The organism is Aeromonas sp. s13 (assembly GCF_040907905.1).
In the GTDB taxonomy this organism is placed as follows: domain Bacteria; phylum Pseudomonadota; class Gammaproteobacteria; order Enterobacterales; family Aeromonadaceae; genus Aeromonas; species Aeromonas veronii.
In genome coordinates, this window is sequence record NZ_JBFOCS010000035.1 from 1 (window position 1) to 12199 (window position 12199).

Genomic DNA, 12199 nt, shown 5'->3' on the forward strand with positions numbered 1-12199 from the left:
CAGAGCAGAGCAGAGCAGAGCAGAGCAGAGCAGAGCAGAGCAGAGCAGAGCAGAGCAGAGCAGAGCAGAGCAGAGCAGAGCAGAGCAGAGCAGAGGCCATGAAGAGTGGGTTAGTGGCAGATTTCAGCGCAGATGGTGGGGGAGGTGACGCCACACCAATGAACCGGATCTACATCTCTCTAGTGGAGTAGATAGCAAGAAGGGAGCCTTAGGCTCCCTTCTTTGTTAGCGATAATGTGATGGCTGCTAGAACCAGAAGCCAATGATAAAGGAGCCCGCCAGGGTCAGCATCACGTTGGCTACCGCATAGGTACCGGCATAACCGAGCGCCGGAATGGAGCTGTTGGCTGCCTCGTTGACCACATCCATCGCCGGGGCACAGGTTCGGGCACCTGTGATGGCACCGAGCAGCAGGGCCGGGTTCATCTTCAATACCCAGACCCCGAACAGGTAGCCGACCAGCACCGGCAGCGTCGTGACCAGCATACCGGAGAAGAGCACCACGGCACCCACTTCGCTCAGGTGATCCAGAATGCCGCCACCCGCCTTGAGACCGGTGCTCACCATAAAGACCGCCAAACCAAGATCTTTGGCCAGTCGCAGGGCGCCCGGGGGCACGTAGCCGACCGTCGGGTGGTTGGCCCGCAGATACCCCATCAGAATGCCTGCCAGCAGCAGACCGACTGCGTTGCCGAGGCCAAATTCAATCTGGCCGAACACCAGCGAGACGGAACCGATCAGCAGCCCCAGCACGAAGAAGGTGGTGAAGGCCACCAGATCCGTGGTCTGGCTGTGGATACTGATAAAGCCTATCTTGTTGGCCAGCAGTTTGACCCGCTGTTTTTCGCCGCTGATCTGCAGCACGTCGCCTTTTTGCAGCATGATGTTGCGATCGAACGGCATCTCGATTTGGGAACGCACCACCCGGTTGAGGAAGCACCCCTTCTCGGTCAGGTTGAGTTCCACCAGATGACGACCCACCACGGAGTCGTTCTTTACCACGATCTCTTCGGTGACGATCTGCAGGTCGAGCAGGTTGCGATCAAATACCTCTTTACCGTTGCGGTAGTTGACGTCCAGCTTCTCGTGGCTCTCGGGATAGCCCACCAAGGCGATCTCGTCCCCTTCCTGAATGACGGCATCTCCATCGGGGCTTGCGAGAATGCCGTTGCGGCGGATCCGCTCTACATAGCAACCGGTATGGGGATAGATGCCGGTCTCTCGCAGGGTACGGCCGCCAATCCAGGCTGCCAGCTCGGGGCCAACCCGATAGGCGCGGATGATGGGCAGATAGGTCTTGCGACTCTCGCTGTCGGAGAGACCCCGCTCACGGGCGATTTTTTGCGCCTCGGTATTGAGGTCGAGGCGAGCCAGTGAGGGGAGGTAGCGCACCACCAGCATCAGGCCCACCAGACCCACCAGATAGGTCAGGGCGTAGCCGATGCCCATGTTGTCGAGCACCGCCTGCATATCGGTTTGATGGGGCAGGTTGAGCAGACCACTGCGCAAGGCATCCTGGGCACCCACCAGCGCCGGGGTCGAGGTGAGGGAACCCGCCAGGATCCCCGCCGCCATACCCGGCCCCAGATTGAAGAACTTGGCGAGCCCCACCGTCAGCAGCAGGGCGGTCAGCAAGATCACCAGGGTCAGGGTGATGTAGTGGATGCCGTCGCGCAGGAAGACGCTGAAGAAGTGAGGGCCCGCCTCGATCCCCACACAGAAGATGAACAGCATAAAGCCGACGTTTTCAGTGGTGGCTGCAAATTCGAAGCCCATCTGGCCGAACAGTAGGGCGGTAAACAGCACACCTATGGTGTTGCCAATCTGAAAATTGCCAATTCGCACCTTGCCAAGCAGCAGGCCGAAGGCCAATACCACGAACAGCAGCAGGGAGTCGCTTTGATGCAGCAGTGTCACAAAATCTATGGTCATGCCCGGAAAAACCGAGGAAAAAAGTGGGGTCGATATTGTGCCGGATCTATCCCCAATAAAGAAGCGCAAGGGTGCGATTAATCGGACGTTATCGGACGCTATTTGTGGAGCCGGCGGCGTGATAGGGAGACAAGCGGATGAAATCTGGCAATTTTTGCTGTAACCGCCGTTGTCAATTAGTGAAATCTGCTGCCCGCAACCGAAGTGCTCTGGCGCAGGCCGATATTTTAGATTCTGCTGTCCGGCCGCTTGGCGGGGATCAGTTTCAGCAGATTCAACCGATGGCCACCATGGTTGGCTGAGGGGCAAGTCAGCTTGATATTTATCCGTTCGCCCACGGGGTATGGGTTGGCAAAAAGATACCTCTGAAAAGTGCCAATAGAGCCTATCACCTCACTGTTCCTGAGGGGGCAAAAAAACAGCATAAAATCAGGTTGGCCAGCAAAATGACTCTTCGCCGAGGGCCATCAAGGGCAATCCCGCGTCCTGACAGGGCTTGCTGCACTTACCCACAGAATCTGTGGATAACCCTGTTTATGAAACTTGTTCATCGCCCTGAAAGCCGCGCCAGTACTGGGATGCAAGGGCTGTTCAAAAAATACCGGAAGAAAAATGTTTGTATAAAAATCAAATAGTTAGATGCAACAGGAGAAAACTCTGTCGAGCCGGAACGGGTAACAAAAGGGAGCGTCAGCAGCAAGAAGGATCTTGTGCATTAAAATTGGCAGGAGAGGGCACTAAAGTGGATAACTTGCACCGAGATGGTGAGGAATTGGCTCCCCCGACTGGACTTGAACCAGTGACATACGGATTAACAGTCCGCCGTTCTACCGACTGAACTACGGGGGAACATCAGGCAAGGAGGAGCATCATACAGAAGGTGTCCGGGGTGGTCAAGCCATTCGCTGGATGATGGCACGGGTGTACCGCTGCCAAACCCTCGGTTACACTGCTCCTCTGCTGTTTTGTGTCGGGAGTGTTCATGAGCAAATTGTTCAAGTTAGCCAGCCAGTTTCAACCCGCCGGGGATCAGCCCACGGCGATTGCCCAACTGCTGGATGGCATCGAGTCGGGGCTGGCCCACCAGACCCTGCTCGGGGTGACCGGTTCGGGCAAGACCTTCACCATGGCCAACGTCATCGCCACCCTGAACCGCCCGACCATGATCCTGGCTCCCAACAAGACCCTGGCCGCCCAGCTCTATGGCGAGATGAAGGAGTTCTTCCCCGACAACGCGGTGGAGTATTTCGTCTCCTACTACGACTATTACCAGCCCGAAGCCTATGTGCCGACCACCGACACCTTTATTGAGAAGGATGCCTCGATCAACGATCACATCGAGCAGATGCGATTGTCGGCCACCAAGGCGCTGCTGGAGCGGCGCGACGTGGTGATCGTTGCTTCGGTGTCGGCCATCTATGGTCTGGGGGATCCCCAAGCTTATCTGAGCATGATGCTGCACTTGAAAGTGGGGGATGTGATCAACCAGCGGGATATCCTGCGCCGCCTCGCCGAGCTGCAGTACACCCGCAACGACATGGCGTTTCAACGCGGTACTTTCCGGGTGCGCGGTGAAGTGATCGACATCTACCCTGCCGAATCGGACAAGCTGGCCCTGCGGGTGGAGCTGTTTGACGAGGAGGTGGAGCGCCTCTCCCAGTTCGACCCGCTGACCGGCGCCATCGAGCAGACGGTGGTGCGCTATACCATCTACCCCAAGACCCACTACGCTACCCCGCGGGAGACCATTCTGGGGGCTATCGAGCATATCAAGGAGGAGCTGCGCAGTCGCCGCGAGCAACTGTTGTCTCTCAACAAGCTGGTGGAGGAGCAGCGCATCAGCCAGCGCACCCAGTTCGACATGGAGATGATGCAGGAGCTGGGTTACTGCTCCGGCATCGAGAACTACAGCCGCTACCTCTCCGGCCGTGCGCCGGGGGAGCCGCCGCCCACCCTGTTTGACTACCTGCCGGGGGACGGCCTGCTCATCATCGACGAGTCCCACGTCACGGTGCCGCAGATTGGCGCCATGTTCAAAGGAGACCGCTCCCGCAAGGAGACCCTGGTGGAGTACGGCTTCCGGCTCCCCTCGGCGCTGGACAACCGGCCACTCAAGTTCGACGAATTTGAAGCGCTGATGCCGCAGACGGTGTTTGTCTCGGCGACTCCCGGCCCCTACGAGCTGGAGAAGTCCGGCGGCGATGTGGTGCAGCAGGTGGTGCGCCCAACCGGCCTGCTCGATCCGGAGATCGAGGTGCGTCCGGTGACCACTCAGGTGGATGATCTCCTCTCCGAGATCCGCAAACGGGTCGCGGTGGAGGAGCGGGTGCTGGTCACGACCCTGACCAAGCGGATGGCGGAAGACTTGACCGAGTATCTGGCGGAGCACGACGTCAAGGTGCGCTACCTCCACTCCGATATCGACACGGTCGAGCGGGTGGAGATCATCCGCGATCTGCGCCTTGGCAAGTTCGATGTGCTGGTGGGCATCAACCTGCTGCGGGAAGGTCTCGACATGCCGGAGGTGTCGCTGGTGGCGATTCTGGATGCGGATAAAGAGGGCTTCCTGCGCTCGACCCGCTCGCTGATCCAGACCATCGGCCGTGCGGCGCGTAACCTCAACGGCAAGGTCATTCTCTACGGCGATACCATCACCAACTCGATGAAGGTAGCCATTGAGGAGACCGAGCGGCGCCGCGCCTTGCAGCATGCCCATAACCTCAAGCATGGGATCACCCCCAAAGGGCTCAACAAATCCATTGGCGATGTGATGGACATGGGGGGCAGCCGCACGGCAGGCAAACCAGGCAAGGGGATGCGCAAGGCAGCCGAGCCGCAAGGGGAATACCATGTCCGCTCTGCCAGCGAGATTGCCAAAGAGATCAAGCGGATGGAGGAGCAGATGTTCCAACATGCCCGGGATCTGGAGTTCGAACAGGCGGCGGCACTACGGGATCAGATCCAGCAGTTGCGCAGCGAGTTGATCGAGTCATGAGCCGCAAACGCTGGTTGATTTGGCAACGACTTCGTCGTCTCTATCAGGGCTTTCGCCATCCCGGTACCCCTTGGTGGGCGAGGGGACTGGTGATCCTTATCCTGCTCTATGGCATCAGTCCGGTGGATCTTATCCCTGACGTGGTGCCCTTGCTGGGATGGTTCGATGATGTGACCCTGCTGCTGGTGTTGCTATGGGGCTGGGAGCGTTGTTTGCCCCCCGCAGTGCGCAGCGAGCTGGAACAGGCCTCCTAGTTCACCTTTTCAACACCACGCTTGACATCACTCTTTGTGCTCCCACCCTCGAAGGAAGCGGAAAAACGGTTTCATTTGAAGGTGGGCGCGGCGGGATGAAAAAGAGGCTGCCCCGGTGATTGTCGCCCGAATGGCATTGGCGTAGACTCCACGCCGTTCACTTTATGGGTATGGAAAAAATGGATCTGATCCTCTTTGCAATCGACTTTATTCTGCACGTAGATGTGCATTTGAAAGAACTGTTCGAGAACTATGGCGTCTGGGTTTACGCCATCCTGTTTCTGATCATCTTCTGTGAAACCGGCTTGGTAGTGACGCCGTTCCTGCCGGGTGACTCCCTGCTGTTTGCCGCCGGTGCGCTTACCGTGGGCAGCGTGCTGGACGTCCATACCCTGGCGGCCGTGCTGATCATCGCTGCCGTGCTGGGCAACGTGGTCAACTACACCATTGGTCACTTCTTCGGCGAGCAGCTGTTCCGCAACCCGGACTCCAAAATCTTCCGCCGCGACTATCTGGAGAAGACCCATGCTTTCTACGCCAAGCATGGCGGCAAGACCATCATCATCACCCGCTTCCTGCCCATCGTGCGTACCTTTGCGCCGTTCGTGGCAGGGATGGGGGCCATGACCTATCCGCGCTTCCTGGCGTTCAACCTGGTTGGCGGCCTGCTGTGGGTACTCTCCTTCGTTTATGCCGGTCACTTCTTTGGCAATCTGCCGGTGGTGCGTCACAACTTTACCCTGCTGATCTTCGGCATCATCGGTATCTCCCTGTTGCCCATGGTAATTGGCGCGGTCAAGGCCAAGATGGGTACTGCCAGGGCGTAACCAGAAATACGGCCAACCAGAACGAGAAAGGGGGAGCCATTATGGCTCCCCCTTTTTATCTCCACGCGGGCATGACACTCAGTTGCAGCAACGTCCTTTCACCAGATTGCCGATGGCCACCACGGTGAAGACCAACAGGTAAGCGGCGAAGATGACAACCAGCCACTGGGGCATGGAGTAACCGAAGAACTGCCAGGTGATCTGGGCACAATCCCCTTCCGGCATAAAGAGCCAGGGGAGCCACTGATCGAGCGGAGCCCAGCTCGGGAAGTCGGCAAACGGGCTGCAGACGTTGAAAGGGGAGGGGTTGACCTGATAGTCCACATGCTTGAGGGCCAGCTGGAAGCCGCGGAAGGCACTGTAGCCCCATAGCAACATGGCACTCCAGCGAACATACCACTTATCCGGCGCCACCATGCCGAGCAGACCGGCGGCCAGCACCCCCAGGGTCGCCAACCGTTCGTAAACACACATCACGCACGGGGAGAGGCCCAGCACATGCTGGAAGAAGAGGGCGCACAACTCGAGGAACAGGGCTGATGCTGCCAACAGACCCCAGGCCAGCCGATGGGCGGCAATACGGCGGAGAAACTCGATCATCTCATTGATCTCTCAGAAAAAACAGTGGCTGAATTAGAGCAGAGCGGAACCGAAAAGAAAAGGGCCCTGAAAGGGCCCTCGGAAACCGTCGCAACGGATTAATGCAGCGCTGGCTGTACCGCTGGCAGCGTACTCTCCATCACCAGCCATCCGTGCTGATAGAACCACTCGGTGGCAGGACCAAGCAGCAATTCGACAGAGAAAAAGCCGATCAGCCCCAGCACTAGGGTGTAGGGCAGCGCCATCCAGACCATGCGGCCATAGGAGAGACGCAGCAGCGGCGCCAATGCCGAAGTGAGCATAAACAGGAAGGCGGCCTGACCATTGGGGGTGGCGACCGACGGCAGGTTGGTACCTGTGTTGATGGCTACCGCCAGCAGATCGAACTGGGCGCGGTCGATGGCACCATTGAGCATGGCCGTCTTCACCTCATTGATGTAGACGGTGCCGACAAAGACGTTGTCACTGACCATGGAGAGCACCCCGTTGGCCAGATAGAAGAGGGCCAGCTGGTTCTCTGGTTTGGCTGCCAGTACCAGCTGGATCACCGGCTTGAACAGCTGCTGATCGATGATGACGGCGACCACGCTGAAGAAGACCGCCAGCAGGGCGGTGAAGGGGAGTGCCTCCTGGAAGGCTTTACCCAGCGAGTGCTCCTCGGTGATCCCGGTCAGGGAGGTGGCCAGCACGATGACCGAGAGGCCAATCAGACCAACGGCAGCCAGGTGCATGGCCAGACCGACGATCAGCCAGACCGCAATCAATGCCTGAACGATCAGCTTGGCCTTGTCTTGCGGGCTGCGTTTTGCCTCTTCGTAGCGGTTGTACTCCTCCATGATGGCGCGCACCGTGTCCGGCAGGCGTGCGCCATAGCCAAACCAGCGGAACTGCTCCACCAGCACGCAGGTCAGCAGACCGCAGATAAAGACGGGGACGGTGACGGGAGACATGCGAATGGCAAATTCGGCGAAGTTCCAGCTGGCTTGCTCGCCGATGATGAGGTTTTGCGGCTCGCCCACCAGGGTGCAGACACCACCCAGCGCGGTACCGATGGCGGCATGCATCATCAGGCTGCGGAGGAAGGCGCGAAAATCGTCGAGATCCTGGCGATTGAGCTCGGCGACTTCCTTATCATCAGTATGGTCATGGCTGTGACCAAACTCCTTGCCGGACGAGACCTTGTGATAAATGGCGTAAAAGCCGGTGGCGACGCTGATCACCACGGCAATCACGGTCAGGGCATCGAGAAAAGCTGACAGGAAGGCGGAGACCAGACAGAAGGAGAGGGAGAGCAGGATCTTGGAGCGTACGCCGATCAGCAGCTTGGTGAAGACATAGAGCAGCAGCTGCTTCATGAAATAGATGCCTGCCACCATGAACACCAGCAACAGCAGCACCTCGATATTGGCGACCAGCTCGTGCTTGACCTGATCGGCGGAGGTCATGCCAATCAACACGGCTTCGATCGCGAGCAGACCACCCGGTTGCAGGGGGTAGCATTTGAGGGCCATGGCCAGGGTGAAGATAAACTCAACGACCAGTAACCAGCCCGCAATGAAAGGATCAAGGTGGAAGGCAATCGGATTGATCACCAGAAATAGCAAGATGGCGCTTTTATACCACTGTGGTGCATTGCCCAAGAAGTTCTTGGCGAATGCCTGCCCTAGGCTTATTGGCATGATAATGGGTCTCAACTTTGTTGTTAGGATCTGCTTCTATGCAGTCAAGGATGATTCGACCTGTGCCTCCGGATGTTGGCCTTTATCTGTCTGATTCCTCGTGATTTTAATCAAAAAGCGTGACGATTATAAATGATAGCCGATGGATCTCTGCCCATCTGTCTGTTTTATAACCACCTTGTCGGGGTTGGCTGGCTCCCTCGTGGCGATTAGATACATATTCCCAACACTATATTTGCCATATGTGAGCAGAGGACTGACCTTATGCTTGCCAGCCATCATCGCTTTGATATCATTCGTCAGCCTTTTTACGCATTACAACAGAGTCAATTCATGGTTATAAAAGCGCAGAGCCCAGCTGGGTTTGCCGAGGAATACATCATCGAGTCCATCTGGAACAATCGCTTTCCTCCCGGATCTATTCTGCCCGCCGAGCGTGAATTATCCGAGTTGATCGGGGTGACGCGGACCACCTTGCGCGAAGTGCTGCAGCGACTGGCCCGTGATGGCTGGTTGACCATACAGCATGGCAAGCCGACCAAGGTGAACAATTTCTGGGAAACCTCCGGCCTCAATATTCTGGAGACGTTGGCTCGTCTGGATCAGGACAAGGTACCTGATCTGATAGCTCAGCTGCTCTCCGCCCGTACCCACATCTGCACCATCTTTATCCGCGGGGCGATCCGTCACAATCCGGAACAGGCCGCCGAGATCCTGCGTGGCGCAGATGGGGTCGAGAACAACGCACAGGCTTATGCCGAGTTCGATTATCGCCTGCACCACCAGCTGGCGTTTGCTTCCGGCAATCCGATCTACGCCCTGATCCTGAATGGTTTCAAAGGGTTGTACAGCCGGGTTGGCAGCTACTACTTCTCCGACAAGCAGGCCCGCGAGACCGCAGATGCCTACTACAAGACCCTGCTCAATCTGGCGGATACCAAGAACCACGAAGCCGTGTTCATGACGGTGCGTCAGTACGGTATCGAGTCCGGCAAGCTGTGGACTCGCCTGCGTCAGGACATGCCAAGCGATCTGTGCGACAACTGATCCCTTGCCTGTGCTGTCCAAGAAACGCGCCATCCGGCGCGTTTTTTTATTCTGCCGTGTTTGTGTCTATCCTTGATTGGCGGTAGTAATTGCTTGAACTGCATGGATATTTGGCCAAAAAGCTTGATCCAGCGCAAATGAACCCTGCATTTATCACTTTGGTGGCATAGGACCCAACCGCTGATTGAGGTCAAATGGAGGCATCAAGAGCGGAACCAATATCCGCCAGAAGGAACACACCTTTCACCGGATGAAGGACACAACAATGAGTCTTCTTGAACACACCATCTGGACAGTACTGGGATACGGGGCCATGCCCTTTATCTTTCTGAGCGGATTCGTGGCGGTGGCAGTGACCTGTTGCATGCTGCTGAATGCGTTCGGGGTACAGTCCGCCGAGAAGTGAGTCGCTTCTCCATGCCGCCAAATGCCAGTCTTCGGACTGGCATTTGTTTTTTGTGTTTTTTAAAGCACTTATCCCGGCAGGGAAGGGGAAATCTTTGGTCAGGATGGTCGAACCTGCCGCCGATTTTGATTACACTGGCGCCCGTATTTCCCACTCACCCTTCTCTAATCCAGGTGTTCAAGGTTTTCTATGGCTCTCAAGGCAACCGTATTCAAGGCCCAGATCAGTTTGTCTGATATGGATCGCAATCTGTATCAGGACTTCTCCCTCACGCTGGCGCGCCACCCCTCCGAAACCGATGAGCGGATGATGATCCGGCTGGCGGCCTTTGCCTGGCACGCCGCCGAGCGACTGGAATTCACCAAGGGATTGAGCGCCGATGATGAACCCGAGCTCTGGTGCAAGAACTACTCGGACGAAATAGAGCTCTGGATCGAGCTGGGCCAGCCCGATGAAAAACGGCTCAAAAAAGCCTGCAACCGCGCCCGTCAGGTGGTGCTCTATCTCTACGGCGGTCGTGGCACCAGCGTTTGGTGGAAGCAGAACCAGGGCAAGCTGAGCCAGCATGACAACCTCAGCATCATCGAACTCTCCGACAGCCAGACTCTGCCGCTCACCGCCATGGTCGAGCGTACCATGCAGCTCACCTGCACTATCTCCGATGGTCAACTCTGGGTCAGTAACGGTACACTGGAAGTGACGCTGGATCCGGTGGTGCTGATGGGCAAACCGGCCCGCGAACTGTAACGGACGCCGCTCATGTTCAGCGCCTTGCTCAATATCGTCATCCCGGTGTTCGGTGTGGTCGGGCTCGGCGCACTCTACGGGCGATGGCGACCGGGGGCCGCGCTCGGTTACGTCAATCGGGCCAATATCGAGCTGTTTACCCCGGCGCTGGTTTTCTCTGCGCTGGTCAGGTATCCGCTGGCGCTGGCGGAGCATATGCCGCTGATTGCGGCGGGGGCGCTGGTTATCCTGTTACCCGGTCTGCTGCTCGCACTGATCAAACTCAAAGGGATTGAGCGGGCAGCGCTGATCTTGCCCGCCATGTTCCGAAATACCGGCAATCTCGGTATCCCCTTGATGGTGCTGGCGTTTGGCGAGCAGCAACTGGGGGCCATCGTGATCCTCTTTGTGCTCTCCAATCTGCTGCACTTCTCGGTCGGTATGTTTATTCTCTCGGCTAATACCTCCCGCTGGCTGTGGCTGCGCAGCCCAGTGCTGTGGGCCGCATTGGCCGGTTTGCTGGTGGCCAACCTGCACATCGCGCTGCCGGAATATGTGGTGACCACGGCCTCGCTGCTTGGCCAGATCTCGGTGCCCCTGATGCTCTTTGCGCTGGGTATTCGCCTGATGGAGGGGGAGCTCGATCACCTGGGCCTCGCGCTAAAGTGCAACCTGCTCTATCTGCTGGCGGGGGGATTGTCGCTACTGCTGGCGATCTGGCTGTTGCCGCTCAAGACGGAGTGGATCCCGCTGTTGATGTTGTCGGTTTCCTTGCCCCCTGCGGTGTTGAATTACATGCTCTGCGAGCAGTATCACTGTCAGCCGGACAAGGTGGCCAGTATCGTGCTCGGCGGTAATGCCCTCTCCGTGCTGGTGATCCCGCTGGCGGTCTGGTTGGCACTTCATCTGCCCAGCTAAGCCAGATTGCATCGGTGCGGCGGTGCAACTCACTGTTCAATTGCTTGATCGAACCGAGTCACAGTCGTTCGCATCTCATCCTTGCAGGGGAAAGTTAGCCTATCAGGATCAGCAAGCTTTTCCATGCCATCTCTGTCCATTATTGCCTCCGTGATATATCTGTCGTCCCCCTATCCAACCCTGAGCCCCGGGCCTAAGGGCGACAGCTATAGTTGAAAAAGAGCTGACTGACACTGTTTAACCAATGCCAGTGAGGGAAACCGGATGGGCACAAGTGAGCAATCTGATCCTGTGGGGCAGGCAAAATCGCGCTATGACCCGGCATTGCCTACCGGTTATGACTGGCGCAGACACCGCCGTTTTATCCTTAGTGGGGGTGGTTACAAGGCGGAATGTCGCCGTCGCAACTGGTTTCTGGAGTTGCTCAATCCGGTGCCCTATGTGGTGGTGCGCGACATAGCCATCGGCGGCATCGGCATTCTGGGGGCCATACGGTTGAAAGAGGGGGATGAATTGGTGATTGCCATTCCCTCTGGCGAGAAGCTGCGTGGTCTGGTCGTGAGATCCCAGCCAGACCCACTCTTTCCCAAACTCTATCGCACCGGTATTCGTCTGCATCGTTATCCGACGGCCGAGCTGTTTGCCCGCTGGCAAAGTTACATTCAGCCGCAAGATAAAGCGGATTTCGACCATGAGTGTCAAGTCTTGAAACAGGTACGTGGCGCGTGAGCCAAATGCCATTTCAGTGGCTGTTTTCCCCACCTTCAGCATGATTTGTCGATGGATTCCGCAGATCTGCAGGCTTGGCTGTCCCG

Annotated in this window: 12 protein-coding genes and 1 tRNA gene; 9 read left to right on the top strand and 4 right to left on the bottom strand. The window is 57.4% G+C overall.

Annotation, left to right across the window (positions count from 1 at the left end; genetic code table 11):
* Positions 1-246: 246 nt before the first annotated feature.
* Positions 247-1932 (bottom strand): aspartate:alanine antiporter, encoded by a 1686-nt coding sequence (locus tag AB5Y82_RS04885; RefSeq protein ID WP_111900129.1) that lies wholly within the window; start codon positions 1930-1932, stop codon positions 247-249.
* 137 nt (positions 1933-2069) lie between these two features.
* Between AB5Y82_RS04885 and AB5Y82_RS04890 the strand changes: the two genes are divergently transcribed.
* Positions 2070-2234 carry a hypothetical protein gene (locus AB5Y82_RS04890; RefSeq protein WP_159143790.1) on the top strand — a complete coding sequence of 55 codons (165 nt, stop codon included), beginning with the start codon at positions 2070-2072 and terminating at the stop codon, positions 2232-2234.
* 471 nt (positions 2235-2705) lie between these two features.
* Here AB5Y82_RS04890 and AB5Y82_RS04895 read toward each other — a convergent pair.
* Positions 2706-2781: transfer RNA gene (locus AB5Y82_RS04895), tRNA-Asn, on the bottom strand.
* Positions 2782-2914: 133 nt separating this feature from the next.
* On the opposite strand from AB5Y82_RS04895, the gene uvrB reads away from it, so the two are divergent.
* From uvrB to AB5Y82_RS04910, 3 genes are all read left to right on the top strand, one after another.
* On the top strand, positions 2915-4927 hold the full coding sequence (uvrB, locus tag AB5Y82_RS04900; protein ID WP_005336898.1) for an excinuclease ABC subunit UvrB: 2013 nt from the start codon (positions 2915-2917) through the stop codon (positions 4925-4927).
* The gene (locus AB5Y82_RS04905) at positions 4924-5181 is read left to right on the top strand and encodes a YkvA family protein (RefSeq protein WP_043820318.1); all 258 of its coding nucleotides are present in this window, start codon (positions 4924-4926) and stop codon (positions 5179-5181) included. Before uvrB ends, AB5Y82_RS04905 begins: the two co-directional genes overlap by 4 nt.
* A 179-nt stretch (positions 5182-5360) precedes the next feature.
* Positions 5361-6008 (top strand): DedA family protein, encoded by a 648-nt coding sequence (locus tag AB5Y82_RS04910; RefSeq protein ID WP_047437729.1) that lies wholly within the window; start codon positions 5361-5363, stop codon positions 6006-6008.
* A gap of 78 nt (positions 6009-6086) precedes the next feature.
* Here the strand turns inward: AB5Y82_RS04910 and dsbB are convergent, their stop codons facing one another.
* Both dsbB and nhaB read right to left on the bottom strand, forming a co-directional pair.
* Positions 6087-6608, bottom strand: coding sequence for a disulfide bond formation protein DsbB (gene dsbB, locus AB5Y82_RS04915; RefSeq protein WP_005336895.1), 522 nt, complete (start codon positions 6606-6608; stop codon positions 6087-6089).
* Between the two features lie 98 nt (positions 6609-6706).
* Positions 6707-8287, bottom strand: a complete 1581-nt coding sequence (gene nhaB, locus AB5Y82_RS04920; RefSeq protein WP_120414355.1) for a Na(+)/H(+) antiporter NhaB — start codon at positions 8285-8287, stop codon at positions 6707-6709.
* 333 nt (positions 8288-8620) lie between these two features.
* On the opposite strand from nhaB, the gene fadR reads away from it, so the two are divergent.
* From fadR to AB5Y82_RS04945, 5 genes are all read left to right on the top strand, one after another.
* Positions 8621-9334, top strand: coding sequence for a fatty acid metabolism transcriptional regulator FadR (fadR, locus tag AB5Y82_RS04925; RefSeq protein ID WP_111900130.1), 714 nt, complete (start codon positions 8621-8623; stop codon positions 9332-9334).
* A gap of 265 nt (positions 9335-9599) precedes the next feature.
* Positions 9600-9740, top strand: a complete 141-nt coding sequence (locus AB5Y82_RS04930) for a TIGR02808 family protein (protein WP_005345965.1) — start codon at positions 9600-9602, stop codon at positions 9738-9740.
* A 189-nt stretch (positions 9741-9929) separates the two neighbouring features.
* A complete protein-coding gene (locus tag AB5Y82_RS04935) occupies positions 9930-10487 on the top strand; it encodes a YaeQ family protein (protein ID WP_111900131.1) in 558 nt (185 codons plus the stop codon).
* 12 nt (positions 10488-10499) lie between these two features.
* Positions 10500-11384: an AEC family transporter gene (locus tag AB5Y82_RS04940; RefSeq protein WP_159143789.1), complete on the top strand. Its 885-nt coding sequence runs from the start codon at positions 10500-10502 to the stop codon at positions 11382-11384.
* Positions 11385-11648: 264 nt separating this feature from the next.
* Positions 11649-12113, top strand: a complete 465-nt coding sequence (locus AB5Y82_RS04945) for a hypothetical protein (protein ID WP_042055892.1) — start codon at positions 11649-11651, stop codon at positions 12111-12113.
* Positions 12114-12199: the final 86 nt, after the last annotated feature.